Below are 25,106 nucleotides of genomic sequence, written 5' to 3'. Positions count from 1 at the left end.
GGGCCGGGGGGGGGGGGGGGGGGGGTTGCGGTCCCTGGGGGCTGCGCCCCCAAGACCCCCGCTTCGGCCTCGTCCTCACACGCCGGAAAGGCTGGTCACGCCCCAGCACTGAAGATCAGTGCGTCGGCCAGGCGTCCGCCAGCATCTTCCTCGTGTCGGCCAGGAGCTGCGGCAGCACTCGCGTGTGGCCGACAACCGGCATGAAGTTCGTGTCACCGCCCCAGCGCGGGACGATGTGCTGGTGGAGGTGGGCTGCGATGCCGGCGCCGGCCACCGTGCCCTGGTTCATGCCGATGTTGAAGCCGTGGGCGCCGGACGCGCTGCGCAGGGCCGTCATCGCCTGCTTGGTCAGCTCGGCCAGCTCGGCAGTCTCCGCCGCGGTCAGGTCGGTGTAGTCGGCGACGTGGCGGTACGGCACGGTCATGAGGTGGCCGCCGTTGTAGGGGTACAGGTTGAGCACCGCGTACACCTGCTCGCCGCGCCTGATGATCAGCCCGTCCTCGTCGGACTTGGCCGGGATCGCGCAGAAGGGGCAGCCGTCGTCGGCTCCCGGGCCGCTCGGCTTGTTCTCGCCCTGGATGTAGGCCATCCGGTGGGGCGTCCACAGACGCTGGAACGCGTCCTGCGTGCCCACTCCCCACTGCTGCTCCGGCTCACTCGTCATGCGTGCAGCATATGGCGTCACGCCTGCCCGGCGGGCCGGAGGGGCTGTGACAAAGACCCCCGAGGGACTGCGACAAGGCCCCCGGCAAACCGCCCCGCTGACTCCCCGGGGGCCTTTGCGCGTACGCAGAACTGCGCCCGTCAGACCTGCGCCCGCTCCTCGACGACCTTCACGATCTTCGCGATGGCGTCGTCGGCCGGGATGCCGTTCTCCTGCGAGCCGTCGCGGTAGCGGAAGGACACCGCGCCGCCCGCCATGTCCTCGTCGCCCGCGATGACCATGAAGGGCACCTTCTGCTTCTGGGCGTTGCGGATCTTCTTCTGCATGCGGTCGGAGGAGGAGTCGACCTCGACCCGCAGGCCCTGCCGCTTGGCCGCCGCGGCGAACTTCTCCAGGTACTCGACGTGCGCGTCCCCGACCGGGATGCCGACCGCCTGGACCGGCGCCAGCCACGCCGGGAAGGCGCCCGCGTAGTGCTCCAGGAGTACTGCGAAGAAACGCTCGATCGAACCGAACAGGGCGCGGTGGATCATGACCGGCCGCTGCTTGGTGCCGTCGGCGGCCGTGTACTCCAGGTCGAAGCGCTCCGGCAGGTTGAAGTCGAGCTGGATCGTCGACATCTGCCAGTTCCGGCCGATGGCGTCCCGGGTCTGCACGGAGATCTTCGGCCCGTAGAAGGCGGCACCGCCCGGGTCCGGGACCAGCGGCAGGCCCTGCTTCTCGGCGACCTCGCGCAGCGTCTCGGTGGCCTCATCCCACACCTCGTCCGTCCCGACGTACTTCTCCGGGTCCTTGGTGGACAGCTCCAGGTAGAAGTCGGTCAGGCCGTAGTCGCGCAGCAGGTCGAGGACGAAGGTGAGCAGTTTGTCGAGCTCGTCGGACATCTGCTCGCGCGTGCAGTAGATGTGCGCGTCGTCCTGGGTGAAGCCGCGGGCACGGGTCAGGCCGTGCACGACGCCCGACTTCTCGTACCGGTACACGGTCCCGAACTCGAACAGCCGCATGGGCAGTTCACGGTACGAACGCCCGCGCGCGTCGAAGATCAGGTTGTGCATCGGGCAGTTCATGGGCTTGAGGTAGTAGTCCACGCCCTCGTCGAGCTGCATGGGCGGGTACATGCCGTCGGCGTACCAGTCCAGGTGGCCCGAGGTCTCGAAGAGCTTCCCCTTCGTCGCGTGCGGGGTGTAGACGAACTCGTAGCCCGCCTCCTCGTGCCGCTTACGCGAGTAGTCCTCCATGACCCGGCGGATGACGCCGCCCTTGGGGTGGAAGACGGCCAGGCCGGAGCCGATCTGCTCCGGGACGGAGAACAGGTCCAGCTCGTGGCCCAGCTTGCGGTGGTCGCGCTTCTCGGCCTCGGCGAGGAAGTCCAGGTACTGCTTCAGCTCGTCCTTGGACGGCCAGGCGGTGCCGTAGATGCGCTGCAGCATGGGGTTCTTCTCGCTGCCGCGCCAGTAGGCGCCCGCGTTGCGCATCAGCTTGAACGCCGGAATGTTCCGGGTGGTGGGCAGGTGGGGACCGCGGCACAGGTCCTTCCAGCACAGCTCGCCGGTCTTGGCGTCCAGGTTGTCGTAGATCGTCAGCTCGCCGGCGCCGACCTCGACGTCCGCGCCGTCGTCGGAGGAGGCCGCGCCCTTCAGCCCGATCAGTTCCAGCTTGTACGGCTCCGACGCCAGCTCCTCGCGGGCGGCCTCGTCGGTCACCACGCGGCGGGCGAAGCGCTGGCCGCGCTTCTGGATCTCCTGCATCTTCTTCTCGACGGCCTTGAGATCCTCGGGCGTGAACGGCTTCTCGACGTCGAAGTCGTAGTAGAAGCCGTCCTTGACCGGCGGGCCGATGCCCAGCTTGGCCTCGGGGAAGAGCTCCTGTACGGCCTGCGCCATGACGTGCGCGGTGGAGTGGCGCAGGATGTTCAGACCGTCCTCGGAGGAGATCTCGACGCCCTCGACCTCGTCGCCCTCGGAGACGACGTAGGACAGGTCCCTGAGCTCGCCGGCCACGCGCGCGGCGATGATCGAGCGTTCGCCGGCGAAGAGCTCGGCGGCCGTAGTGCCCGTCGTCACCACGCGTTCTTCCCGCTCGGAATCGCGTTGGATGATCACACGGACGTCTGACACCGGTCTCTCCTGACTGAAGGTGGGGTGCGGCGCCATACCGGAGCGCGCGCATGAGTAAGGATCGTACCGACCCCGGACGGCCCACCGCGAAATCAGTCCCCGCAGTCCTCGCCGTACTCCTCCTCGTAGTCCCCGCCCTCCTCTCCTCCGCAGGCCTCCCCGAAGAAGTCCAGGTGCTCCTGGAGGGCCTTCATCAGCCGGTCCCGCTCGGCCTCGTCGACCTGCACGGGTACGACGCCTGAGGCCCCGGTCAGCCGCCGGAAGCCGCCCCGGCTCTCCAGCCGCCCGTGCACCCGCATCGGCAGCCCGACGAGGTGGGCGTGCCCTGCGATGCGGTAGGCCTCCTCGTCGAGGGTGATCCGCACGTGCGGGACCTCGGCGCCGGTCAGCACGCGCAGCCGTACGGTGCCCGCGCCGCGCGGCCCCGACCTGCGCATCCGTACCACCGTGCCGGTGATCCGCACGGGCACGGAGGGCTCCGCGCGCTGGTAGCGGGCGCCGGCCTCGCGCAGTGCCGGCAGGTCGCCGGGCGAGAACTCGACGGGTTCGGCGGAGGCCGCGCAGCCCTCGGGCACCCCGACGGCCGGGGCCCACGCGACGGCGATGCGGGCGCCCTCGGTGCCCCGGACGAGGGCGGCGAGGGCCTCGGTGAGCTCGTGGCTGACGCCCGCCTCGACGGCCCCGTCGAAGGCGTCCATGCCGCCGGTGGCCCGCCGGTAGTCGATGGCCTCGCGGGCGGCGTGCAGGGCCTGGTGGAGGCATACGGCGAGGGGGCGGCCGTCGGCGACGGGCACGAGGGCGGTGAGGCGGCCGTCGGCGGCCGAGCCCACCAGGACGTTCTCCAGGGCGGCGGCCGCGGCCCGCCGGTGCCGGGCGCCGTGGTAGCCGCTACGCGCGCGCGTGGCGAGGGCGCCCGCGAGCAGCATGCGGCGGGCGCCCTTGCGCAGTTGTTCCTCGACGGTCCAGGGCGCGGCGCCGCCGGGTCCGGCCGGTACGTCGCGCGACCAGCGGATCTCGTCGCTGGGCACGGCGAGGGAGACCAGGACCTCGCGCGCGGAGGGGGTGCCGCTGCGGGACAACGCGAGCAGGGCCTCGGCGAGCAGGTCGTCGCTGTCGGGGAAGGCGCGGCTCTCGGGCACGAGCAGGCTGGTGCCGCTGCCGCCGGGGCCGGGCGGAGTCCAGCGGCCGTACCGTCCGGCGGCGCCGCCGCGGCGCTGCCAGCCGTGGCGGTGCAGCAGGGCGCTGAGCACGGCCGGGTCGACCTGGCCGGGCCCGGGCGGCCGGCCATGCCACGCGGCGTCTACGGGGTGGGGCCTGGCTGGTCGTACGGGTTCGTCGGTCGAGCGGTGCGTCACGGTTTCCCTCCCGTCCCGACCCGCGTCATGATCTCGCACAGCGCCCGGTCGTCGAAGATGCGTGAGGTCGGTATCCGCACGGTGGTGCGGCGCCGGCCCGTGATCGGGTGCCCGGCGAGGTTGATCCAGTAGCAGCAGTGCCTGAGGTCGAGCCCGTCGTGGCCGGCGCGCAGCCACTGCTCGCGCGAGCGCGGCACGATCATCACGACCAGGATCTTGTGCACGGAGACCGGGGTGCGGGCGAGTTTCGCCAGGTGGTCGTTGTCGAGCGTGAAGGAGAAGCGGCCCGGTGGGTTCGGCGCGACCTGGTACGTCGCCTTGAGCTGCACCTTGATGGTGACCTCGTCGTCGACGGTGTGCCCGGGCGCGCTGTGGCTGACGTGCCAGTCGATGCCGTTGTCCGGGAACGGCTGGGACAGCGAACAGCCCGCGGCCGCCGCCACGGCGTGCAGATAGCCGACCTGCAAGGTCTCCATGCAGGCGGTGGTGGCGAGAGAGCCGCGAGTGGGTGCCGTCCGCTCGGGCAGCAGCCCGCCCCGTTCGGGCTGCGCTATGGCCATGGCCAACAGCCTTCCAGAACTGGTGAATCCCCGCTGCGGGTCGCTGAACTGCTAAGACCCCTACTCCTGTTGTCTCCTTCCGGCGTACGGCGCAAACAGCCCGGGTATCACCGAAACGGGCAGTGGACGGGGCGTCAACTGCCGACGGTGAACGAGGGGTTGTGGTGGTATGACGTGCTGGTACGAGGGGCCTCTGGCCGCGTTCGACACGGAGACCACGGGCGTGGACGTCGAGGCCGACCGGATCGTGTCGGCTGCCGTCGTCGTCCAGGACGCGCCGGGCACCCGGCCGCGGATCAGCCGCTGGCTGGTGAACCCGGGCGTGCCGGTGCCCGAGGCGGCGACGGCGGTGCACGGGCTGGCGGAGGAGCACCTGGTGCGCAACGGCCGCTGGCCGGCGCCGGTGATGTACGAGATAGCTCAGGCGCTGGCCGAGCAGGCCGCTCGCCACCGTCCGCTGGTGGTGATGAACGCGCCGTTCGATCTGACGCTGCTGGACCGGGAGTTGCGCCGTCATCGGGCCTCGTCGCTGGCCGGCTGGTTCGAGGCGGCGCCGCTGTGCGTGCTGGACCCGCGGGTCCTCGACAAGCACCTGGACCGCTACCGCAAGGGCCGCCGCACTCTGACCGACCTGTGCGCACACTACGGCGTCACGCTGGACGGCGCGCACGACGCGGCGGCCGACGCGCTGGCCGCACTGGACGTCGTACGGGCGGTGGGGCGCCGTTATGCGGCCCGGCTGGAACGGCTGCCCCCCGGCGAGCTGCACACGCTCCAGGCGGTGTGGCACGCGGCACAGGCGCGCGGCCTCCAGGCGTGGTTCGCCCGCAGTGGCACGGAGGAGGCGGTGGACCCGGCGTGGCCCCTGCGTCCGGATCTGCCGGCGGAGGCCGCCTGAGCATGCACTGAGCATGCAAAAACCGGTCCGTCTGAGACGGACCGGCCTGACCCGGTGGGCGATACTGGGTTCGAACCAGTGACCTCTTCGGTGTGAACGAAGCGCTCTCCCACTGAGCTAATCGCCCGGGAACGCACTGAACAATACAGGTCCCGGCACGTTTCCTTCAAACCGCTTCGAGGTACGCCACGAGCTCCCGCCGTCCGGCCCGCATCATCAGCGCGTGGTTCGCGCGGAAGAAGGATCTGCCCGGTACCGCGAGCCGCCGCAGAAGCGGCTTGCGGACGTCGACCACCTGGTCGTAGCGGACCAGGCAGCCGGTGCCGCGCGGCGTGACCGTCCAGCGTGCCCAGCCGTCGATGTCGCCGGTCATCGCGGTCTCCAGCACGCCGGCTCCCGGATCGTGCCGGACCTCGCGCGCGGTGAACGTCATGTCGTACGGCAGGAGGGAGCGGATTCGGACGATCCCGGTGGTGTCGTCGAGCCGGGTGACCTCCCGGACCTGGCGCCACCACCGGGGGTAGTCCTCGGGGCGTTCCAGCACGCCGTACACGGTGGCGGGCGGCGCGGGCAGGGCCCACAGACTGCGGAAGCGGTGATGGTTCCAGTCCATGGACGCAGTGTGCCCGCGCACGCCACGCTCACCAGGCGATCACGGCATCTTGTCGCCGACGAGAGCCAGGTTCTGGATGGCCGCCAAGCCATAAAGCGCGGTGGCGTTGGTGGACACCCAGGCCGCGTCGCTGCCGGGGACCAGGGCGGTCGGGCCCTCGATCTTCTTCGTGGACCAGTCGGTGGATTCCTTGTAGTCCCAGGTGTCGCGGCTGTTGTAGAACTGCTGCCAGGCGCGGGCGGCCAGCGCGTCGTCGCCGGTCTGTACGGCGGCGTAGGCGTCCTGGCGCGAGTGGCCCTGGAAGAGCAGCAGGCTGCCGAAGTCGGTGCCGTAGCGGGCCTTCTGCTCGGCCTTGGTGGCGTTGAAGTAGCGGCAGTAGTCCAGCCAGACCTCCTTGAACTTCGGCATGTCGATCTGGTCGATCAGTTCCGCGCACAGCTCGACCAGGCCGAACATCGTCGACAGGTGCGAGACGCTGACCTTGGGTGCCTCGATCGCGAACTTGCCGGTGTCCAGGTCGTACAGGGCGTTGCCCTGCACGAAGCCGTTGGGCTGGGCGGCGATGGTCTCCATGGTGGACAGGACCCTGGCCTTGGCCTTCTCCCACTTGGGGCCGCGCCGCTCCCACTCGGTGAGCCAGGCGGAGACCAGGCCGCTCCAGTCGGTGCCGAAGCCGATGGAGAGGGCGTTGCGGTCGGGCTCGTACGGTTCGGTGCGGATCTTGCGGATGGGGTCGAGGACGAGGAAGGTCTCGTCGGAGTCGACGTTGGCGTGCATGAGGTCGCCGACGCGTTCGTCGGCGGTGAGGAAGTAGTAGTAGCGGCGGTAGGTGGTGTTGGCGATGCGCTGCTGCTTGGCGCTGTCGGCCCAGTGCTGGACGCCGTGCCGGGTGCCGAGGCCGGCCCACTTGCCGAGGTGGTAGACGTCGACCTCGCCGGTGTGCCGGGTCATCGCCTCGGCGAAGCGGAAGAGGTCGGCGCGGCCGCTTCTGAGGTAGGCGAACCACAGCCACAGGTCGGGCGAGAGCTCGGAGTTGTCCCAGGCGTAGCCGCCGACGTCGTAGCGCCACTGGCGGCGCACCGCGTCGTAGGAGTGCATGATGTCGCCGTAGTCCCAGAAGCCGTACCAACGGCGCATCTCCACCTGGTCCTTGTAATAGGTGAAGAGGAAGTCGAGGTGGTCCTCGATCTTCGCCTTGGCGGCCGTGGAGCGGTCGGGCTCGGCATACAGGCCGGAGCCGAAGACGCCCGCCTTGATGAGCTGCTTGGGCGGGGCGGCGAGCTGGGGCAGGACACGGACGGCCTCGACCTGCTCGGCGAGCTTGTCCGGGACGGGGGTCGAGTCGTTGGCCCAGAACATCAGCTCCGAGGTGCGGGCGATGCCGTACGGGGTGCCGAACTCGGGCTCGTAGTCCTCGTAGGTGATGTTGAGGCCTTCGAGCTGTTCGGGGTAGGTGTCCTGGCCCATGCCGTCGTGGTAGAAGCGCAGGTCCATGGGCTGGGCCTCGGGCGACCAGAGCCAGAGGGTGACCTCGGCCTCGTCGGTGTGGGCGTCGCGGATGTCGAGCTGGGCGGGGAACTTCTCCCAGAAGTCGCGCAGGCCGAAGGAGAACCCGCCGCTCGCCCCGCCGACGTAGCCGAAGCCGGAGGCGCGCCGGCCGCCGCCGGCGGCAACCCAGCCGTAGCCCTTCTTGGTGCGCTTGCGCAGGGTGAAGCCGTCGGCGGAGAGCTGGGAGAGGGTGTAGTCGCCCCATTCGGGGATGTACTGGAGGCGGGTGGTGACCCGCTGGTCCCAGGTGGACGGGTCGGGTAGCTTCTTGCCCTCGAACTGGGCCCGCTGCACCTCGATCCCGGGGTCGCGGCGCAGTCCGGTGACGCCCTTGACGGCTTCGCGGAGCAGGCCGGTGCCCTCGCCGCCGATACGGATGTGGCGGTCGTAGGACTCGTCGCGCATCGGTACGGTGAAGCGGACGCCGAGGCCGCGGACGAAGTCGCCGCTCGCCTTGCCGGGCTCCTGCTTTCCGTCGTAGGTGATGGTGTGCACCATGCGGAAGGAGTCCGCGCCGGCGTAGAAGTAGAGACGGATGGAGAACGGCAGCCAGCTCCGGCTGCCCTTGCGGTGCTTGCCGTCGATGCGGACGACCGCGCGGACCGGGCCCTCCTGTTCGACCTCGACCTTCGAGATGGCGCCCTCGAAGCGCTCGGTCTTGACGGTGCCCTGGTCCTCGTCCTCGACCTCGGACTGGCGGATCAGTACGAGGCGGCCGTTCCTGGCGATCTCGGTCGAGCCGCGGGTCACGGACCTGATGAGCGTGGCGCCGGACTTGCCGATCTTCGCGGTGATGACGCCGGTCGAGACGTCGATGGTGCCGCCGCTCTTGTTCACGGTGACCTTCTTGCCGGGCGCGGCGGGCGTCCCGGCGTCGAGGGTGAGCTTGCCGGAGCCGGCCGAACCGACCGCGTGCGCGGTCCACTTGAGGGAGCCGTCCGGCCAGTAGGCGATGGGCCAGGACTGCACGGGTACGGCCTTGCCGTCCGCGTCCGTCAGGGCGAAGCTCTGGTCCTTCTGGTACGCGCCCTTCGGCCAGGGCACGCCGACGGTGGAACCGGGGGCGGCGCCGAGGCCGCCGTCCTCCAGCCAGTCCAGGGTCACCGGGTCCGCGTCGGCGGCCTCGGCTCTGGGCGCGGCCGCCGCGCCCTGCGCCCCTAGGGGCCAGCTGAACTGGGCGGCGGCTCCGGTGACGGCGGCTGCCTTGAGGACGGACCTGCGGGGGATGAGGGACATGACCTTTCCTTTCCACGCGAATGCAGTTGGTCAGGGGCATGACAGAGAGACGGCGCCCGGGGCGCCGCCCTTGTGCGGGCACCGCCGTTCAGCGGTGCCGGTACCGCTCCTCCACGGCGACGGCCGCCGCCGCGACGGCCCCCAGGACGGGGAGCGCCAGCGGGGCACTGAACCAGGCGGACACGGCGACCACGGCCAGGCCGCCGACCAGCAGGAAGGATCCGGCCGGATCCAGCACGGTCCGCCGGCCCGCCCCGGCGAGCAGCGACCGCCAGCGGTCGCCCGGCGTCCAGACCGCCGCCGCGCGCAGCCCGGCGACGGCGAGCCCGATCAGTGCGAGAACGCCGACGGCCCCGACCAGCGGCCCGCCGGGCAGCCCGGCGCGCACGGCCTGGACGTCCACCCACACCGCGCCCGCCGCGGCCCACCCGGCGAGTCCGGCGAGCCATCCACCGCGCACCGCCGTACGGAAGTCGGCGACGAACTCCCGCCAGCCGCCGCCCTCGTGGGTCGTTCGGCGGCGCAGATGCCGGGCGCCGGCCGCGAACGCCGCCGGATAGGTCACCACGCCCAGCGAGGCCACCGCGATCCACACGCCGGTGAGCAGGGTCTCGGCGAACACGGCGAACCGTTCGGCGAACACCGACTCCCTGCGCGCCTTCACCCGTGCCTGAGCCATGGTGACCGCCTCAGCCCTTCAGACCGGACGTCGCCATGCCGTCGATCAGATAGCGCTGGAAGGCGAGGAAGAAGGCGAGGACCGGCAGCAGGGCGACCAGCGACATGGCGATCATGCCGCCGTAGTTGGCCACGCCCTCCTGGTCCACGAACATCTTCAGTCCCAGGGAGACCGTGTACTTGCTGGGCTCGTTGAGGTAGATCAGCGGTCCCATGAAGTCGTTCCAGGAGTTGATGAAGGTGAAGATCGCGCTGGTTATCAGGGCCGGCCGGCACAGCGGCAGCACGATCGACCAGTAGATGCGCAGGTGCCCGCAGCCGTCGAGACGGGCCGCCTCGTCGAGTTCCTTGGGCAGGTTGCGCATGAACTGCACCATCAGGAAGACGAAGAACGCCTCCGTGGCCAGGTACTTCCCGAGCAGCAGCGGGGTGTATGTGTTGATCATCTCCATGTTGCGGAACAGCACGTACTGCGGGATCAGCAGCACGTGGTACGGCAACAGGAGGGTGCCGATCATCAGCGTGAACAGCAGATTGCGGCCCGCGAACCTGATCCTCGCGAAGGCGTACGCCGTCAGCGAGCAGGACGCCACGATCCCGATCACCGAACCGACCGCGAGGAGGAGCGAGTTGACGAAGAACGTGGAGATCGAGATGTCCGCGATGCCGTCGGCGAGGCTGGTGTAGTTGTCGATGATCGGGTCGGCCGGGAAGAGGTCCAGGCTGCCGACGATGTTCTCGCTCCGCTTGAAGGAGCCGCCGATGACCCAGACCACCGGATAGAGGATGACGGCGAGGATCACCAGGGACCCGATGTGCCAGGCAAGCGAACCGGGCAGCCTGCGGCGGAAGTTGCCCGCCTCCGTGGAGCGGGCCGGAGTGATGTCGGTGGCCGGTGCGCTCATCGGGCGCCCTCCTCGTAGTGCACCCAGCGCTTCTGGGACCAGAACAGCACCGCCGTCACCAGGGCGACCGCGACGAGCAGCATCCAGGCCATGGCGGAGGCCAGCCCCATCCGGCTGTTCTCGAAGCCCTGAACGTAGAGGTAACAGGTGTAGACCATCGAGCCGTCCGCAGGACCACAGGCATTGCCGCCGGCGCCGCCGCCGACGATGTACGCCGAACTGAAGATCTGGAAGGAGTGGATCGTCTCCAGCAGGACGTTGAAGAAGAGCACGGGGGAGATCATCGGCAGGGTGATGTTCCAGAACCGGCGGAGTTTGCCCGCCCCGTCGACCTCCGCCGCCTCGTACAGCTCGCGCGGGACCTGCTTGAGACCGGCGAGGAAGATGACCATCGGGGCGCCGAACTGCCAGACGGTGAGCGCCACCAGGCTGTAGATGATCAGGTCCGGGTTGCCGGTCCAGCCGCCGACGTCGATGCCGAAGATCTTCTGTGTACGGTCGACGACCGCGTCGTCCGAGAAGATCGCCTTCCAGACGATCGCGACGGAGACGCTCGCCCCGATCAGCGACGGCGCGTAGAAGGCGGCCCGGTAGAAGGCCTGGCCGCGCCGCTGCTGGGCCAGGAGCAGCGCCACGCCGAGGGCCAGGAGCAGCTTGAGCGGCGTTCCGACCACCACGTACCACAGGGTGACCCGCACCGAATGCCGCCAGCGCGGATCGCCGAACATCTCCGAGAAGTTGTCGAGGCCGATCCACCGGGGCGCATCGAACAGGTTGTAGTCGGTGAAGGCGAAGTAGAGCGAGGCGATCATCGGGCCCGCGGTCAGCAGCAGGAACCCGGCGATCCAGGGGGACATGAAGAGATAGCCGGCCAGGTTCTCCCGGCGGGCCCGCCGCTTGAGGGCGGCGGGCCGTTCGGGCTTCACCGGACCGTGCCGCGGCTCGGAGTCCTTACTCAGGTCCTCCATCGCAGGGGCGTGTGTCACGGTGGTTCCCATCAGCCGGTCAGAGCCGTCTTCGACTCGGTGAAGAACTGCTTGACGGCGTCGTCCACCGACCGCTTGCCCAGGCCAAGTTCCTCACCGATGCGCAGGAACGCGGACTCGCAGATGTCCGCGCCGTTCGGGTGCGGGGTGATGGGCTCAAGGACACCGGCCTCGACGAGGGACTCCTCGTAGGCGGCTATCGCCTTGTTGACCGGGTCGGTCGGCTTGAACGCGTCGTACTGGGCCTGCGTCGCGGGCACACCGCGGTCATAGCCCATGATCTTGGCGACCTCGGGGTCGTGCACCATGAAGTTGATGAACTGGGCGACCTCCTTGGGGTGCTCGGTGCGCTTGGAGGCGCTGAGCATCAGGGAGCCGAGGTACTGACCGGTCTTCTTGCCGTCCGTGGTGGGGATGGGCGCCAGGCCGTACTCGCTCTTGCCCTCGGCGGTGTAGCGGACGGTGAAGTTGTCCCAGGTGAACTCGCCGCCGGCGATTTCCCCGGAGACCGCCGACTTGGGCTTGATCTGGATGACCTTCTTCTGGTCGGCGTAGAGGCCTTCCTTGACGCGCTGCTCGGCCTTGGTCCACCAGTCCGTCAGGTCCGCCTCGGTGAAGCCGAGTGCGTCCTCGGTGAAGAACGCCTTGCCGTTCTGGCGCAGGACGAGGTCGTAGAGGTACATGACGTTGTACGGGCCGGTGTCACCGGCGCGCCCGGTCTTGTCGCGGATCTTCTCCAGCGCGGCGTGGTAGTCGTCCCAGGTCCAGCCCTGCTCCGGCGTCACGCCCGCCCTGGTGTAGACGCCCTTGTCGATGACCAGGGCCATCGAGTTGGAACCGACCGGGACACCGAGGAGCTTGCCGTCGAGCTCGCCGAACTTCTCCAGGCCGGCGCGGAATCCGTCCATCGACAGATTGCCCGCCTCGACCTGCTCGCTCAGATCGAGCAGCACATTCTTCGCGTCGTATTTGCGCAGGAATCCGATGGCATTCTGGAAGACGTCCGGCGGATTACCGCCGGAGGCCTGGGTGTTGAACTTCTTCCAGAAGTCGGTGTACGGCTGGAAATCCGTTTTCACCTTGATCTTCGGGTACTTCTTCTCGAAGAGCGCGATGGTCTTGTTGATGCGCTGGGCGCGGTCCTCGGCACCCCACCATGCGTAACGGATCGTCACCGTCCCGTCGGCGGACGCGCCTCCGTCGCCGCCGCAGCCCGTCGTCGTGGCCAGCCCGAGTGTGGCCGCCGTCGCACCGGCTGCCTTCAGGATCGTACGCCTCTCAACATTCCTGCTGGTTCCCACAGTCAGGCCCTCCCCGCAGCGTTGCCTCTTCATGAATCGTTTCAAGTAAGCGCTTGCTGGCACAAATTACGGAGCGCCTGAGGGTGCGTCAATGATTCGGACAAGAAATTCTTACCGAACGGCTCGGCGGGGTGGCGGGATACGGCGGTGCCACGGCGAACCGGGCGGGGCGAAGTTGCAGGTGAGGGCCTATGCGGTCGACGATCGGGACGGGAACCGGCGCTCCGTCGCGAGGTCCGGCCGAACCGAAAGAGGACGGGGAGGGTGGCCTGTCACGGACTGGTTACGGCCTGGCCGGAACGACAGAATCCGATTTCATGGGGCGCCCGGTGGTGGGGAGTTGGGGCGCGGCGCGGGTCGCGTCCTGCACGGCGGTTGCGGCTGCGGAACGGCGAGCGGCACCGGTTGCCGCTTGCCGGTGGATACGACAGCGGCCCATCTGCACTGTCGCAGGTGGGCCGGCGTCTACGGATGGTGGGCGATACTGGGTTCGAACCAGTGACCTCTTCGGTGTGAACGAAGCGCTCTCCCACTGAGCTAATCGCCCGGGCGCAGGAAGAAGATTACCGCATGTCAGGGGGTGCCCGTGACCACCGCGGGCCGGACACCCGCGCCCCCGGCGGAGATCACTGATCCTTGATCTTCCAGGGCATCACGAGGCCGAACTTCCACAGGTAGATCCCGACGATCACACCCACGATCACCAGGCCGAGCGTCGTCAGGATGATGTTGCGGCGGCGCACCTTGGGGTCGAGGGCGCGGTGTGCCGCCTCGGTGACCTTGCGCTTGGTCCAGCGGAGCACCAGCTGGGCCCAGACGAACTCGGTCGCCCAGATCGCCATGCCGCCGAAGATCACGACCCACCCGGGTCCCGGCAGCGGCAGCATGATGATGCCGGCGATCACGACCGCGAGTCCGATGACGAAGACGCAGACCTGCCAGCTCAGGTGCAGCACGCGCCGCGCCTTGATGAATTCCGGCGCCCGCGATCCGAGTCCCCGCTCTTCCTGCACCCCGTCCAACCTGGTCTCGTCCGTTGCCACGGCTACCTCGCCCGGCTTGTCACTCCCCGTATTCATACGGCCGAACACTACCGGAGGGAAACCTGTCACCGGAATGGCGGCACGGCGCGAACGATCTCTGGGCCGGAAGAGTTACGTAAAGACACGCAAAACCCTCAGAGGGGTTTACAACGGCACCGTAGGTGGCATGTCGATTTCGCCGACGTGCGAATCCCCGAGCGCACACTGAGCGAAAGGCCCTGGCGCTTATGAACACCACGGTCAGCTGCGAGCTGCACCTGCGCCTCGTTGTGTCGAGCGAGTCCTCCCTGCCTGTCCCCGCAGGCCTGCGGTACGACACGGCCGACCCCTACGCCGTGCACGCCACCTTCCACACCGGAGCCGAGGAAACCGTCGAGTGGGTATTCGCCCGCGACCTCCTCGCCGAGGGACTGCACCGCCCCACCGGCACCGGCGACGTACGCGTCTGGCCGTCGCGCAGTCACGGTCAGGGCGTCGTGTGCATCGCCCTCAGCTCCCCGGAGGGCGAGGCCCTGCTTGAGGCCCCGGCGCGGGCCCTGGAGTCCTTCCTGAAGCGGACAGACGCCGCCGTGCCGCCGGGCACGGAGCACCGGCATTTCGATCTCGATCAGGAGCTCTCGCACATCCTGGCGGAAAGCTAGGTCGAGGCCACACGAAGCCGCCCGGCGCCGTCGACTCGGGGTGACGGCTCGGGCCAGGACAACCGCATACGGGAGACACCGGCGCCGGCACCTTTGGGGTGTCGGCGCCGGTGTGTGTACGTGCCGTGCTGGGGTCATTGCGACACGTGCGGGGTCCGCGCCGGCTGGACTGCGCCGGCCAGGCGCCCGGTGCTGCGGCCGCCCGGGGGTCGGGTGCGCAGCCCGGCGCGGGGTGACTGCGTCGGCTGAACCTTGCCCTCAGGGCGCTCAGTGCCGCGGCTGGCCGGGGTCGGGTGCGCAGCCCGGCGCTAGGGGCCCGCCCACCCGTACCGCCCTGGGGGTACCTCCGCTGCGGTCGTCAGCAGAGGGCTGGCCGTCTCGGTGGGAACCCTGCCGGGGGTCGTGGCGTTGTATTCGAAGTCATGTGCGGGACGAGGACGGTGCGGCGGGCGCAGGAGCCGCTACGATCGGCCAGCATCGGCGGGCGCCCGCCCGACCTCAGGCCAGGGAGCGAAATGTGCTGATCACCCACGACGCCCGGTGCGCCCTCGACACCGTGGTCGATCTGGTGAACACGGCGCCGGAGGACGACACGGCGCCGGAGGACGACACGGCGCCGGACGGGCTGCCGGATGTCGCCGCCCTCGCAGATTTCGTACGAAAGCACGAAATCAGCGATGTCGGAACGCTCTCGGAGTTCGATCTGTCCGCGGTACGCAAGATCCGCGGGCGGTTCGCCGCGGTCTTCGCGGCCCCCGATCCCCGAAGCGCCGCGGGGCTGATCAACGACCTGGTCGCGGCGGCGGGCACCACTCCCCGGCTCACGGACCACGACGGCTACGACTGGCACGTGCACTACTTCGCGCCCGGCGCCTCCGTCGCCGACCACCTGGCCGCCGACTGCGGCATGGCGCTGGCGTTCTTCGTGGTCGCCGGCGAGCAGGAACGGCTGCGGCGCTGCGAGGCACCCGACTGCCGGCACGCCTTCGTCGACCTCTCCCGCAACCGCTCGCGGCGCTACTGCGACAGCCGCACCTGCGGCAACCGCCTGCACGTCGCCGCGTACCGGGCGCGGCGCAAGGAAGCGGCGGGCTGAAAAGCCCGGTGCGAGACACGGGCCGGCAACGCGGCCCCGGCGGGTGGCGCCGGGGACCGCGGGTACGGCTCACAGCAACAGCAGATCGTGCAACGAGGCCATGAGCAGCAGACACCCGATCACCGCAAGGAAGATCATCAGCGGTGGCTGGGAAAGGGCGAAAAGACAGCCGCGCGGCTCGTCCTGCGGCGGCGCGGCCTCCCTCTGTGACGTGTCCAGCATCTCGCGGCGATGATGACGCAGTCACCGCCCCCCGCGCGATCACCTGCACGGAAAGAACGGGAGTTCGCTGTTTTCCGTGATGTCCGGTTCAGGTTGTGATCGCTTCCGGACGCCGGTGGACCCAGTCGTTTCAGTCCGCCATGCGGCCGTCAAATGCCGTGCTTCTTCAGGATGGCCTCGATGTCGCTGAAGTCGTCGTCACCGCGGGACTCGGCCGCGGGCTTCGCCGCCGGGCGGGCGGCCGGGCGGTTGGCCGGGCCCAGGGTGGCAGCCGATGCTTCGGGGGCGACCGCCTCGCGCTCGGCCGCCGACCGGGCCGCCTTGCGCTCCTTGCGGGTACCGCCCCGGCGGCGCTCCACCGCGCGCGTGCTCGCGAACAGCACCCACGAGGCGCCGAGCACCCCGAATCCGGCCCAGGCCATCGGGCTGAACGCGGTGTCGGCCAGCCAGTCCACGACACCGGTCATCACCAGGCCGAGGGGCACGAGCGAGTAGGCGGCGATGCGGGTGGCCGCGAGAAAACGCTTGCGGTACGCCGTGATCGCCGCGATGCCCAGGCCGGCCGCGGCCACGGCGGAACACACGGTCTCGGCAATCATCCGGTCCTCCAGGCAGGCTCGGTCGGGCAGGGCTCGTTCGTCCCTTCCATCCTGCACCGCCCAGGCCCGCCCGGCCATGCCCCAGCCCGACATCAGGGACATCTCCGGGTCGACTCCTACGAAAGTGCCGGTGTCGGCGTACGACCACGCGTGCCCGGCGCGGCCGACGGCTCTCCGGGCCACGGGCAGCGGCCGTCCCGCCGTACCCCCTGACCTGCACGGTCCGTTTGGGCCCGGGGAGCCGGGGCTGGAAGACTGGCCGGCATGAGCGACTCCTCCCCCGCCCGTCCCACCGCCCCGGTCCTCGACGTCTGGTGCGAGCTGCAGTGCCCGGACTGCCACACCGCCCTGGACGACCTGCGCGCCCTGCGGGACCGCTACGGCGACCGTCTGCACCTGCGGCTGCGGCACTTCCCGCTGGAAAAGCACAAGCACGCCTTCGCCGCCGCGCAGGCCGCCGAGGAGGCCCTGGAGCAGGGGCGGGGATGGCTGTACGTCGAGGCCGTGCTGGGCCGGGTCGAGGAGCTGGCCCGTAAGGGCGAACCCTTCCTGGTCGAGGTGGCCCGCGAACTCGGCCTGGACGCTGAGGAGTTCGACACCGCGCTGATCGACGGCCGGCACATCCTGATCGTCGACGCGGACCAGGCCGAGGGCAAGGCGATCGGCGTGACCGGCACACCGACGTACGTCATCGGTGGCGAGCGCCTCGTCGGCGGCAGGAGCCAGGAGGGGCTGCGCGAGCGCGTCGAGGAGATCGCGGACCGGCTGCTCGCCGAGCAGGAGCACGGGCAGGAGCAGGGGTAAGGCCAGGGGCAGGAGGGCTGACGCGCCTCCCCGCCATCCTGGCGCCGCGTACAAACCGTCCCCGGTCGCTGCTACAGCAGGGGCTTGTACAGCGCGTACTGCTTCGTCTCATAACCGAGTGACTCATAGAGCCGTTCGGCCGGGGTGTTGCCGGCGAAGACGTTGAGGCCGAGGGTCCGCTTGTTCGCGGCGATCGTCTGGGCCTCGGCCAGCAGCATGAGCGTGCGCCCGTGGCCCTTGCCGCGGTGAGCGGCGTCGGTCTCGACGTCGTAGACGAAGGCCTTCTCGTCGCGCAGCGCCAGCCACAGCGTGCCTACCGGGGTCCCCTCGTGTTCGAGGACGCTCACGAGCATGCCCGGCGTGGCGTGGCCGTCCGGCAGGAGGGTGGCGTGGTCCCGCTCGGACTTGGCCCGGGCCTCGGTCTCCGGGACGCCGCGCTCGGTCCAGCTCCGGGCGTAGTCCTCCCGCCCCTTGTCCAGCCAGGGCCCGAACTCGGCCCTGGTCATGGGCCGCGCGTGGCTGCCCTCGGGCAGGCCGGGCGGGACGTCGCCGAGCGGCTTCTCCAAGTTGCGGTTGCGCACCACGTACCCCAGCGCCGTGGCGAGGCGAAAGGCCGCCTCCGGCTCGGCGGGGACCATCGCCTCGATGCGCTGGCAGCCCCAGCCGCGCGCGATCTCCTCGGCAGCGAGCACGGCCACCGTGCCCCGGCCGCGCCGCCGGTCCGCTTCCTCGATCCGCAGCTTCTGGATGCGGGCCACCGCGTCACCGAAGACCGGATGTGTGCCGATGCGTATGGTGCCCACGGGACGGCTGTTGACGCACACCTCGTAGCGGCGTGACCGCGTTCCGTCGGCGTTGTGCTGAAGCGGCTCGGTCGGCCGCAGGGTGGTGGTCATCACGGGTGTTCTACCCGGTGACAGGGGCCGACGTCAGCCTGGTTTCAGCGGGCTTTCCTGGATCTTGCCACGCTTTCAGGGATCGAGGTCGTCCCCGGAACGCTCATCGAAGACCCGCATGGCCTTGGCGGTCACCGGCCCCGGGGCACCGGGCAGCTCGCGGTCGTCGACCCGGTGCACGGCCTGCACGTCCCGCAGCGTGGACGTGAGGAAGACCTCCTCGGCCCGCTCCAGCACATCCAGCGGCAGGTCCGTCTCCTTGGCGCCGGTCCACTCGACGGTCAGGGCGCGGGTGATGCCGGCGAGGCAGCCGGAGGCGAGCGGCGGGGTGTGGATCTCGCCGTCGAGGACGACGAAGACGTTCGACCCGGTGCCCTCGCACAGCTGCCCGACGGTGTTGCCGAACAGGGCCTCGGAGGCGCTGTGCTGGCGGGCGCGGGCGAGCGCGACGACGTTCTCGGCGTACGAGGTCGTCTTCAGACCCGTCAGCGCGCCGCGCTCGTTGCGGGTCCAGGGGACCGTGACGACGGCGGTGGAGTCGGGGCGGCGGGTGGTCGCGCCGAGGGCGACCACAAGGGTCGGGCCCTGCTCGCCGCGGTCGGAACCGAGTGGGCCGTGGCCACCGGTGTAGGTGATGCGCAGGCGTCCGAGGGGCATCGGGTTGGCGTCGAGGACGGCGGCGCAGGCACGGCGTACCTCGTCGAGGTCCGGGTCGGGCAGGCCGAGGCCGCGCGCGGAGCGGGTCAGCCGGTCGAGATGCCGGGTGAGCGCGAACGGCTTCCCCTCGACCGCCTTCACCGTTTCGAAGATGCCGTCGCCCACGGTCAGTCCGTGGTCGAAGACGGAGACACGGGCGGACTCGATGTCCTGAAGCCCGCCGTCGAGCCATAGCTTCACTGGTCTCTACCTCGCAACTCAGTGCCGGGCGTATGGGACCGGCCGGGGGTCCGGCCCGCGGCGGAGCCGCTGTCGGCTGCAGCGTCCCCCGGGACAGCACAGCACGTAAAGGTCCCTTCACTCACCTCGTACGCTCCCGACGCTACCGCGAGCAGCCGGGAGGCCTTCAGCTCGGTCTCGCGCCACTCCCCCTCGGGGTCGGACCCCCAGGTGATGCCCGCGCCGGTGCCGAAGCGCACCATGGCCGTGTCCGAACCGGTCCGGTCGATCCAGAAGGTGCGGATGCCGACGGCCAGCTCGCCGGTGCCCCGGTCGGCGTCGACCCAGCCGATGCCGCCGCAGTACGGGCCGCGGGGCGCGGGCTCCAGGGCGGCCAGGATGCGCAGGGCGCTCGACTTGGGCGCGCCGGTGACCGAGCCGGGCGGGAATGCCGCCGCCAGCAGCTCCGGCCAGCCGACGTCCGCGCGCAGCTCGCCGCGCACGGTGGAGACGAGGTGGACCAGGCCGGGATGCTTCTCCACGGCGCACAGGTCGGGGACGGTGACGCTGCCGGTGGCGCAGACCCGGCCGATGTCGTTGCGGACCAGGTCCACGATCATCACGTTCTCGGCGTAGTCCTTCTCCAGGAGGTCCGTCTCGGTGCGCCCGGTGCCCTTGATCGGCCCGGACTCGACGATCCGCCCGGCGCGCCGCAGGAACAGCTCGGGAGACGCGGTGGCTATCTCCACGCCGTGCCGGGGCAGCCGTATCGTCCCCGCGTACGGCGCCGGGTTGCCGCGCGCGAGCAGCGCGGTGAGGGCGTCCACGTCGGCGTCCGGTGCGACGGGCGCCGACAGCACCCGGCACAGGTTCGCCTGGTAGACGTCGCCGGCCCTGATGTGCTCGCGGATGCGCCGCACGCCCGCCGTGTACGCGGCGCGGTCGAGGGAGGACGTCCAGGCGTCGGGCGCCGGTCCGCGCCAGGCGCCCGGCACCGGAGTCGGCACGGGTTCGTGGCGTACGTCACGGAAGCGGGCGCAGGTCAGGCGGCCCTCGTAGTCGGCGCAGACGGCCCAGAAGCCGCTGGAGTCCAGGGCGGCGGGGTCGCCCGTGACGTCGAGGAGCCCCGTGGCGACGCGACCGCCGAAGCGGGCGAGGGCTGGCATGTCGAGCACGTGATCGAGTCTAGAGCGGGCGTGCCACGGGTGACCGGATCGTGGCGTTTCCAACACCCCGACCTGCCCCGTGACCAGGCGTAGCGCAGCACGCTGCACAAACGCGTTTTTGTACTGGCCCCGGAATCCGCTAGAGTTCAATCCGTCGCCGGGACGCGGGAGCGGACCGAAACGACAAGCGGACGTAGCTCAGTTGGTAGAGCGCAACCTTGCCAAGGTTGAGGTCGCGAGTTCGAGCCTCGTCGTCCGCTCGAAGGAAGAAGGGGATCTTGCTGGTTCCCTGCACTCCTGGTGGAGTGGCCGAGAGGCGAGGCAACGGCCTGCAAAGCCGTCTACACGGGTTCAAATCCCGTCTCCACCTCCAAGGACGATTAGCTCAGCGGGAGAGCGCTTCCCTGACACGGAAGAGGTCACTGGTTCAATCCCAGTATCGTCCACCGGATCTTCGGATCCCCGCGCGATTAGCTCAGCGGGAGAGCGCTTCCCTGACACGGAAGAGGTCACTGGTTCAATCCCAGTATCGCGCACGTAGTGCCCATGATCCACTCCTCCGAGTGGTCGTGGTCCCCGAGGACGATTAGCTCAGCGGGAGAGCGCTTCCCTGACACGGAAGAGGTCACTGGTTCAATCCCAGTATCGTCCACACACTCGAAGCCCCCGGCCGTCTCGCGTGGCCGGGGGCTTCGTCGTGCCAGGTCTCGCGTCAGGACGAGAACAGCATGTGCCCGAAGCTCTTGTGCCGGCGGTGGCCTCCGTGATGACCGTGGTGGCCGCCGTGGTGGCCGCCGTGCGGGGCACCCCAGGCCGGGGCCGGCGGGGCCGGGTACGCCTGCGGGGCGGGCGGAGGCGGTGGGGCCGGCTGGGACCACTGGGCCTCCAGGCGGGTCAGCGACTCCAGCTCGCCGTAGTCGAGAAAGATCCCGCGGCAGCCGCTGCACTGTTCAATCTGGACGCCGTTGCGGTTGTAGGTGTGCATCGGCGCACGGCACTTCGGACACTGCATGTCGGTTCAACTCCTCGCCGGTCGGTCCTGCTTCGCGCATCGCCAGGACAGACTCCGTCCGGCTGCGGTCGGTTGCACCCTACTTTGCGTATTCGTGTGCCAACTCGGGCGGGGTGGACGCCATTCGGGAGCAGGCGTCCACGAGGGACTGCTCGACCTCGTCCAGGTGACGGCCCTCCGCCAGGGCCTTGGTGATCGCCCGGGCGGCGGTCTGCACGGTGAGGGCGCGGGCCGGGACGTCCAGTACGGGCCAGGGGTCGCCGTCGCGGGGGACGGCGGGGCCGTCGGCGGTTCGGTAGGCGGTGAGGAAGCGGGTCCACTCGTCGGGCGGGAGCAGGCCGCAGGCATACCAGGCGGCGGGGCGGGCGAGGTCCCAGGCCGCTACGCCGGTGCCGAGGTCGTCGACGTCGATGAGCAGCCAGGGTCCATCGGGTGCCGGGTGGCGTACGAGCTGGCCGAGGTGGAGGTCGCCGTGGCACAGGGTGGTGGCCGGCGTTGGCATGGGCGCCTCGGAGTGGGCCCAGGGCGGGAGGGTGGCCCAGGCGCGCAGGACGGTGGCGGTCGCGGGGTGCGGTCCGCGTCCGGCGGCGGTGCCGGTGTGGGCGCGGAGGCGGACGACGGCGCGGGCCGCCTTGGCGGGGCCGCGCATCGTGGGGAAGCCCGGCGGGAGGGTGTCTGCCGGGGTCCGGTGGAGGAGGGCGAGGAGTCTGCCGGCGGCCTCCCAGGGCGCGGCGTCAGGGTCGTCCGGGTCGACCGGGGTGCCGTACGGCCAGAAGGTGACGAGGCGGCCGTCCAGGGCGGAGGGTGTCGGGGTGAGCGGGGGCAGGAGTACGTCGGGGAGGCGGGCGGCGGCGGTGAGACGATGAGCGAGCTCGGCGGGGTCGGTGTCCGGGGCATGGGCCTTCGCGACGGTGTCCGCGTGTCGTACGACCGTGCCGTCGGGGCGGTCCGCGAGCGCGCTGGTGGCACCGCAGGGGCAGGCCGGCGTCCTGGCGTGCGCCGCGGCTCTGACCTTTGTGGTCAGCGCACCGAGCAGCGGGTTCGATGCCACAGGGCTCCTTGGTCGGGTGCCGTTTGGTGGTGAGGGTACGTGGGGGGTGGGTGCCGGGCGCTGGTGCGGGCCGGGTGCCGGGTACGTGGTCCGGCGTTGCTCAGTGACTGTCGGTCGGTGCTGGAGCCCGGCACCGGCACTCACCGGGAGCGAGACTCACTACCTCCCAGGCCCTTAAGGCACCGGGGGAGGAACGCATGGGCGCTACGCGCACCCCCACCGGAGCCGCGCGGGCCGCCGCAGGCGTACAACCCGCACCCGACCACCGGCCGTACTCCGGGCAAAAAAGCAATGCCGGCGCAGCTCCCCAGCTGCGCCGGCATTTGTGCCGTCCGCCGCACCCCCGTCCCCACGGGGTTTCATGGGTGGATGTCCCCGCCCGGACCGCTCTTCCGGGCCTGGGGTCGCCGCTCAGCGCCCCAGCATCACACCCACGGACGACGCCTGTGTGGCCACTGTCTCCCAGCCGTCGAAGACGACGAGGAGCAGGACCGCCAGAGGAAGGGCCATCAGCGTCGCCACCAGAGGGTGGCGGCGGCCCCGCCGGCGGGGCCGCAGCGCCGTGCGTCCCTGCTCGCGGATCAGTGTCCGCGGTGCCGTGTAGGCCATGGTCCCTCTCCTGACCGTGCTCAGTTGTCGTTGGCAGCGGCGGGTGTCTGACCTCGGGGGACGAGTGCTGCCACCCGCCGCTTGACCTCAAATCTAGGCGCCCGGCACGCGCCCGGCGTCATGCCCTCGTACCGATTGCCGGGCCTCCCGGAGGATGAGCCATGACCTGGGGAGTACTCCCCTGGGTGGAGACGAGGTCCTAGGTCTGAGGGTCTTCCCCGAGGGGACGCCCCGGCCCGTCCGGTTGGACGCGTTCGGCTATCCGTCCTTCTCCGCGCCGTCGTCCCCTCCTACTCGATCTCGGCGTCCGTGCTGCCGCAGCGGGCCCTCAGCGTGGGGGGACCCCCACCGGGTGACTTCGCTCACTTCGACCGCGCCCCGCCGTATCGCCGTCTCCACCCGGCGGCCCGCCCTGCTCGCCACCGCCTCGTACGTGCGCGTCGTGTCCACGGCATCCACGACTATCTCCACACGATCACCATTCACGGGTTCAATCCCCCCTCTGTGACGGGTGGTTGGGATCACTCGCGGCGCGAAGCCGGCCTGCTCACCTCCTCCTTGACAACCCTTCAAGTCTCCCACCCAGCACTGGCAATCCGTCGGGACGAGAGGGCGCGGCCTCTGCGCGCAGACGGTCGTGGAAACGTAAGCTGTGGCACGTCACAGGGACCGGGCAGCGGGGATGAACATGGCGATGATGCGCCTGAGGCGCGAGGACCCGCGCGTCGTCGGCTCGTTCAGGCTTCACAGGCGGCTCGGCGCGGGCGGAATGGGCGTGGTCTACCTGGGCTCCGACAAGAAGGGGCAGCGGGTCGCGCTGAAGGTCATCCGGCCTGACCTGGCAGAGGACCAGGAGTTCCGCTCCCGCTTCGCGCGTGAGGTCTCGGCGGCACGGCGGATCAGGGGCGGGTGCACCGCGCGACTGGTGGCGGCGGACCTGGAGGCCGACCGGCCCTGGTTCGCCACGCAGTACGTGCCCGGCCCCTCCCTGCACGACAAGGTCGCCGAAGAGGGCCCGCTCGGCGCGGCCGACGTCGCCGCGGTCGGGGCCGCGCTGTCGGAGGGCCTGGTCGCCGTACACGAGGCCGGTGTGGTGCACCGGGACCTGAAGCCGTCCAACATCCTGCTGTCCCCGAAGGGGCCACGGATCATCGACTTCGGCATCGCCTGGGCCACGGGCGCCTCGACGCTCACCCACGTCGGCACGGCGGTCGGCTCCCCCGGCTTCCTCGCCCCGGAGCAGGTGCGCGGCGCGGCCGTCACGCCGGCCACGGACGTGTTCTCACTCGGCGCCACGCTCGCCTACGCCTCCATGGGCGACTCGCCCTTCGGACACGGCAGTTCCGAGGTGATGCTGTACCGCGTGGTGCACGAGGAGGCACAGCTGCACGGCGTCCCGGACGCGCTGGCGCCGCTCGTACGGGCGTGCCTGGCGAAGGACCCCGAGGAGCGGCCCAGCACGCTCCAACTGTCGCTGCGTCTCAAGGAGATCGCGGCCCGCGAGGCGCAGGGGCTCGCCGATGTGCGTCCTCCGGCGCCGCGCGCGGGCGACGCGGACCGGCCCACCAGCCGGCTCCCGGACAGTTACCCGGACCGCACCCACTCCGAGCGCGCCGAGCGCGCCCATCCGGAACGCGTACAGCGGCGCCCGCGGCAAGGCGCGCCGGGAACTCCCACCCCTCGCGGCACCGGCTCCTCGCGCGGTCCGGCCGCACCGCGCGGCGGGACCCAGTCCCGGGGCGGCAGCGCCTCGCGCAACGGCAGTACGCCGTCGCGGGGCACGAGCGCGGCGTCCCGGTCCGGGTCGCGGTCCACCCCCGCCGCACGGAACACGACACGCGGCGGGAGCCGTCCCGCCTCGCGCGGCGGTTCCGGTCGTCCGGCGTCCAGGACGACGGGGGCCGGACGGCGGCCGGCCAATCCCCGGCTGCTGCGGCAGCGGCTGATCGTGTTCGTCGTGGTGACGCTGCTGGTGGCGCTCGGCATCGCCGCCGCCCAGGGCTGCCAGGGACCGTCGCAGGGCCTCGGCGGCGACCGTGACGTCGTACGGCAGCAGCGGCAGGAGCAGGTGCGGCCCGGGCAGGCGCCGCCGGGCGGGGAGTTGATGTCCGAGCGGTACGGGTCGACGCTCGATCTGTCTCACCGGAGCCCGGCCGCCTGAGAACCATCCGGGAAGGCGAGGCCTCCTCGTCGCGCGACCCGAGACGTAAGGCACCCAAGGTGATCTGAT

Annotated in this window: 24 protein-coding genes and 7 tRNA genes; 10 read left to right on the top strand and 21 right to left on the bottom strand. The window is 70.5% G+C overall.

What is annotated here, in order from left to right:
* Positions 1-115 precede the first annotated feature (115 nt).
* From H8R17_RS12045 to H8R17_RS12030, 4 genes are all read right to left on the bottom strand, one after another.
* Positions 116-664, bottom strand: a complete 549-nt coding sequence (locus H8R17_RS12045) for an HIT domain-containing protein (protein ID WP_187823147.1) — start codon at positions 662-664, stop codon at positions 116-118.
* Positions 665-804: 140 nt separating this feature from the next.
* Positions 805-2,781, bottom strand: a complete 1,977-nt coding sequence (gene thrS, locus H8R17_RS12040) for a threonine--tRNA ligase (protein WP_187823146.1) — start codon at positions 2,779-2,781, stop codon at positions 805-807.
* A gap of 92 nt (positions 2,782-2,873) precedes the next feature.
* The gene (locus H8R17_RS12035; RefSeq protein ID WP_187823145.1) at positions 2,874-4,136 is read right to left on the bottom strand and encodes a hypothetical protein; all 1,263 of its coding nucleotides are present in this window, start codon (positions 4,134-4,136) and stop codon (positions 2,874-2,876) included.
* Positions 4,133-4,696, bottom strand: a complete 564-nt coding sequence (locus tag H8R17_RS12030; protein ID WP_187823144.1) for a DUF4365 domain-containing protein — start codon at positions 4,694-4,696, stop codon at positions 4,133-4,135. The genes H8R17_RS12035 and H8R17_RS12030 overlap by 4 nt, the downstream gene beginning before the upstream one ends.
* A gap of 169 nt (positions 4,697-4,865) precedes the next feature.
* On the opposite strand from H8R17_RS12030, the gene H8R17_RS12025 reads away from it, so the two are divergent.
* Complete coding sequence (locus H8R17_RS12025) at positions 4,866-5,594, top strand: 3'-5' exonuclease (RefSeq protein WP_187823143.1); 729 nt, start codon at positions 4,866-4,868, stop codon at positions 5,592-5,594.
* 55 nt (positions 5,595-5,649) lie between these two features.
* Here the strand turns inward: H8R17_RS12025 and H8R17_RS12020 are convergent.
* The 9 genes from H8R17_RS12020 to H8R17_RS11980 all read right to left on the bottom strand — a co-directional run bounded on the left by H8R17_RS12020 (position 5,650) and on the right by H8R17_RS11980 (position 13,940).
* Positions 5,650-5,721, bottom strand: a tRNA-Val gene (locus H8R17_RS12020).
* 39 nt (positions 5,722-5,760) lie between these two features.
* Positions 5,761-6,207 (bottom strand): SRPBCC family protein, encoded by a 447-nt coding sequence (locus H8R17_RS12015; RefSeq protein ID WP_187823142.1) that lies wholly within the window; start codon positions 6,205-6,207, stop codon positions 5,761-5,763.
* Positions 6,208-6,246: 39 nt separating this feature from the next.
* Positions 6,247-8,991: a Tat pathway signal sequence domain protein gene (locus H8R17_RS12010; RefSeq protein ID WP_187823141.1), complete on the bottom strand. Its 2,745-nt coding sequence runs from the start codon at positions 8,989-8,991 to the stop codon at positions 6,247-6,249.
* A gap of 88 nt (positions 8,992-9,079) precedes the next feature.
* Positions 9,080-9,670 carry a hypothetical protein gene (locus H8R17_RS12005; protein ID WP_187823140.1) on the bottom strand — a complete coding sequence of 197 codons (591 nt, stop codon included), beginning with the start codon at positions 9,668-9,670 and terminating at the stop codon, positions 9,080-9,082.
* Positions 9,671-9,680: 10 nt separating this feature from the next.
* Positions 9,681-10,574, bottom strand: a complete 894-nt coding sequence (locus H8R17_RS12000; RefSeq protein WP_187823139.1) for a carbohydrate ABC transporter permease — start codon at positions 10,572-10,574, stop codon at positions 9,681-9,683.
* Entirely contained in the window at positions 10,571-11,572 is a 1,002-nt protein-coding gene (locus H8R17_RS11995; protein ID WP_187823138.1) for a carbohydrate ABC transporter permease, read from the bottom strand. The genes H8R17_RS12000 and H8R17_RS11995 overlap by 4 nt, the downstream gene beginning before the upstream one ends.
* Entirely contained in the window at positions 11,572-12,861 is a 1,290-nt protein-coding gene (locus H8R17_RS11990) for an extracellular solute-binding protein (protein WP_316959378.1), read from the bottom strand. Before H8R17_RS11990 ends, H8R17_RS11995 begins: the two co-directional genes overlap by 1 nt.
* Positions 12,862-13,333: 472 nt before the next feature.
* Positions 13,334-13,408: transfer RNA gene (locus tag H8R17_RS11985), tRNA-Val, on the bottom strand.
* 79 nt (positions 13,409-13,487) lie between these two features.
* Complete coding sequence (locus H8R17_RS11980; protein WP_187823136.1) at positions 13,488-13,940, bottom strand: TIGR02611 family protein; 453 nt, start codon at positions 13,938-13,940, stop codon at positions 13,488-13,490.
* 191 nt (positions 13,941-14,131) lie between these two features.
* On the opposite strand from H8R17_RS11980, the gene H8R17_RS11975 reads away from it, so the two are divergent.
* Both H8R17_RS11975 and H8R17_RS11970 read left to right on the top strand, forming a co-directional pair.
* Positions 14,132-14,545, top strand: a complete 414-nt coding sequence (locus tag H8R17_RS11975) for an SsgA family sporulation/cell division regulator (protein WP_004002642.1) — start codon at positions 14,132-14,134, stop codon at positions 14,543-14,545.
* 517 nt (positions 14,546-15,062) lie between these two features.
* Positions 15,063-15,641: a CGNR zinc finger domain-containing protein gene (locus tag H8R17_RS11970; protein WP_187823135.1), complete on the top strand. Its 579-nt coding sequence runs from the start codon at positions 15,063-15,065 to the stop codon at positions 15,639-15,641.
* A 69-nt stretch (positions 15,642-15,710) separates the two neighbouring features.
* Here the strand turns inward: H8R17_RS11970 and H8R17_RS11965 are convergent, their stop codons facing one another.
* Both H8R17_RS11965 and H8R17_RS11960 read right to left on the bottom strand, forming a co-directional pair.
* Complete coding sequence (locus H8R17_RS11965; RefSeq protein WP_187823134.1) at positions 15,711-15,863, bottom strand: hypothetical protein; 153 nt, start codon at positions 15,861-15,863, stop codon at positions 15,711-15,713.
* 149 nt (positions 15,864-16,012) lie between these two features.
* Positions 16,013-16,462 carry a hypothetical protein gene (locus tag H8R17_RS11960; protein ID WP_187823210.1) on the bottom strand — a complete coding sequence of 150 codons (450 nt, stop codon included), beginning with the start codon at positions 16,460-16,462 and terminating at the stop codon, positions 16,013-16,015.
* A gap of 264 nt (positions 16,463-16,726) precedes the next feature.
* Here H8R17_RS11960 and H8R17_RS11955 point away from each other — a divergent pair, with 264 nt between their 5' ends.
* Positions 16,727-17,266 (top strand): DsbA family protein, encoded by a 540-nt coding sequence (locus tag H8R17_RS11955; protein ID WP_187823133.1) that lies wholly within the window; start codon positions 16,727-16,729, stop codon positions 17,264-17,266.
* A 71-nt stretch (positions 17,267-17,337) separates the two neighbouring features.
* On the opposite strand, the gene H8R17_RS11950 is transcribed toward H8R17_RS11955, so the two are convergent.
* From H8R17_RS11950 to H8R17_RS11940, 3 genes are all read right to left on the bottom strand, one after another.
* The gene (locus tag H8R17_RS11950; protein WP_187823132.1) at positions 17,338-18,162 is read right to left on the bottom strand and encodes a GNAT family N-acetyltransferase; all 825 of its coding nucleotides are present in this window, start codon (positions 18,160-18,162) and stop codon (positions 17,338-17,340) included.
* A gap of 75 nt (positions 18,163-18,237) precedes the next feature.
* Positions 18,238-19,059, bottom strand: a complete 822-nt coding sequence (locus tag H8R17_RS11945; protein WP_187823131.1) for an aminotransferase class IV — start codon at positions 19,057-19,059, stop codon at positions 18,238-18,240.
* Entirely contained in the window at positions 19,056-20,204 is a 1,149-nt protein-coding gene (locus tag H8R17_RS11940) for a chorismate-binding protein (protein ID WP_223124935.1), read from the bottom strand. Before H8R17_RS11940 ends, H8R17_RS11945 begins: the two co-directional genes overlap by 4 nt.
* A 187-nt stretch (positions 20,205-20,391) precedes the next feature.
* On the opposite strand from H8R17_RS11940, the gene H8R17_RS11935 reads away from it, so the two are divergent.
* The 5 genes from H8R17_RS11935 to H8R17_RS11915 all read left to right on the top strand — a co-directional run bounded on the left by H8R17_RS11935 (position 20,392) and on the right by H8R17_RS11915 (position 20,856).
* A tRNA-Gly gene (locus tag H8R17_RS11935) sits at positions 20,392-20,464 on the top strand.
* A gap of 39 nt (positions 20,465-20,503) precedes the next feature.
* A tRNA-Cys gene (locus H8R17_RS11930) sits at positions 20,504-20,577 on the top strand.
* Between the two features lies 1 nt (position 20,578).
* Positions 20,579-20,650 (top strand) — tRNA-Val (locus tag H8R17_RS11925).
* 18 nt (positions 20,651-20,668) lie between these two features.
* Positions 20,669-20,740: transfer RNA gene (locus tag H8R17_RS11920), tRNA-Val, on the top strand.
* A gap of 44 nt (positions 20,741-20,784) precedes the next feature.
* Positions 20,785-20,856: transfer RNA gene (locus tag H8R17_RS11915), tRNA-Val, on the top strand.
* A 60-nt stretch (positions 20,857-20,916) separates the two neighbouring features.
* Here H8R17_RS11915 and H8R17_RS11910 read toward each other — a convergent pair.
* The 3 genes from H8R17_RS11910 to H8R17_RS11900 form a co-directional block, all read right to left on the bottom strand.
* Positions 20,917-21,216, bottom strand: a complete 300-nt coding sequence (locus H8R17_RS11910; RefSeq protein ID WP_187823129.1) for a zf-TFIIB domain-containing protein — start codon at positions 21,214-21,216, stop codon at positions 20,917-20,919.
* Positions 21,217-21,295: 79 nt separating this feature from the next.
* A complete protein-coding gene (locus H8R17_RS11905) occupies positions 21,296-22,267 on the bottom strand; it encodes a phosphotransferase (protein WP_187823128.1) in 972 nt (323 codons plus the stop codon).
* 411 nt (positions 22,268-22,678) lie between these two features.
* Complete coding sequence (locus H8R17_RS11900) at positions 22,679-22,876, bottom strand: hypothetical protein (protein ID WP_187823127.1); 198 nt, start codon at positions 22,874-22,876, stop codon at positions 22,679-22,681.
* 682 nt (positions 22,877-23,558) lie between these two features.
* Here H8R17_RS11900 and H8R17_RS11895 point away from each other — a divergent pair.
* Complete coding sequence (locus H8R17_RS11895) at positions 23,559-25,037, top strand: serine/threonine-protein kinase (RefSeq protein WP_187823209.1); 1,479 nt, start codon at positions 23,559-23,561, stop codon at positions 25,035-25,037.
* Positions 25,038-25,106 lie beyond the last annotated feature (69 nt).

The organism is Streptomyces sp. TRM68367, assembly GCF_014495685.1.
Classification (GTDB): domain Bacteria; phylum Actinomycetota; class Actinomycetes; order Streptomycetales; family Streptomycetaceae; genus Streptomyces.
The sequence above is the reverse complement of the archived record's forward strand: the minus strand, read 5'-3'. Positions and strand labels throughout refer to the sequence as shown.

What these genes read in the sequence shown, in the direction of transcription:
- H8R17_RS11940 (WP_223124935.1), bottom strand. Translation starts at nt 20,204, where the DNA reads ATGCCAGCCCTCGCCCGCTTCGGCGGTCGCGTCGCCACGGGGCTCCTC.
- H8R17_RS11910 (WP_187823129.1), bottom strand. Translation starts at nt 21,216, where the DNA reads ATGCAGTGTCCGAAGTGCCGTGCGCCGATGCACACCTACAACCGCAAC.
- H8R17_RS12015 (WP_187823142.1), bottom strand. Translation starts at nt 6,207, where the DNA reads ATGGACTGGAACCATCACCGCTTCCGCAGTCTGTGGGCCCTGCCCGCG.
- H8R17_RS12000 (WP_187823139.1), bottom strand. Translation starts at nt 10,574, where the DNA reads ATGAGCGCACCGGCCACCGACATCACTCCGGCCCGCTCCACGGAGGCG.
- H8R17_RS11895 (WP_187823209.1), top strand. Translation starts at nt 23,559, where the DNA reads ATGAACATGGCGATGATGCGCCTGAGGCGCGAGGACCCGCGCGTCGTC.
- H8R17_RS12030 (WP_187823144.1), bottom strand. Translation starts at nt 4,696, where the DNA reads ATGGCCATAGCGCAGCCCGAACGGGGCGGGCTGCTGCCCGAGCGGACG.
- H8R17_RS11960 (WP_187823210.1), bottom strand. Translation starts at nt 16,462, where the DNA reads ATGATTGCCGAGACCGTGTGTTCCGCCGTGGCCGCGGCCGGCCTGGGC.
- H8R17_RS11975 (WP_004002642.1), top strand. Translation starts at nt 14,132, where the DNA reads ATGAACACCACGGTCAGCTGCGAGCTGCACCTGCGCCTCGTTGTGTCG.
- H8R17_RS11900 (WP_187823127.1), bottom strand. Translation starts at nt 22,876, where the DNA reads ATGGCCTACACGGCACCGCGGACACTGATCCGCGAGCAGGGACGCACG.
- H8R17_RS11950 (WP_187823132.1), bottom strand. Translation starts at nt 18,162, where the DNA reads ATGACCACCACCCTGCGGCCGACCGAGCCGCTTCAGCACAACGCCGAC.
- H8R17_RS11980 (WP_187823136.1), bottom strand. Translation starts at nt 13,940, where the DNA reads ATGAATACGGGGAGTGACAAGCCGGGCGAGGTAGCCGTGGCAACGGAC.
- H8R17_RS11965 (WP_187823134.1), bottom strand. Translation starts at nt 15,863, where the DNA reads ATGCTGGACACGTCACAGAGGGAGGCCGCGCCGCCGCAGGACGAGCCG.
- H8R17_RS12005 (WP_187823140.1), bottom strand. Translation starts at nt 9,670, where the DNA reads ATGGCTCAGGCACGGGTGAAGGCGCGCAGGGAGTCGGTGTTCGCCGAA.
- H8R17_RS12010 (WP_187823141.1), bottom strand. Translation starts at nt 8,991, where the DNA reads ATGTCCCTCATCCCCCGCAGGTCCGTCCTCAAGGCAGCCGCCGTCACC.
- H8R17_RS11955 (WP_187823133.1), top strand. Translation starts at nt 16,727, where the DNA reads ATGAGCGACTCCTCCCCCGCCCGTCCCACCGCCCCGGTCCTCGACGTC.
- H8R17_RS12025 (WP_187823143.1), top strand. Translation starts at nt 4,866, where the DNA reads ATGACGTGCTGGTACGAGGGGCCTCTGGCCGCGTTCGACACGGAGACC.
- H8R17_RS11995 (WP_187823138.1), bottom strand. Translation starts at nt 11,572, where the DNA reads ATGGGAACCACCGTGACACACGCCCCTGCGATGGAGGACCTGAGTAAG.
- H8R17_RS12045 (WP_187823147.1), bottom strand. Translation starts at nt 664, where the DNA reads ATGACGAGTGAGCCGGAGCAGCAGTGGGGAGTGGGCACGCAGGACGCG.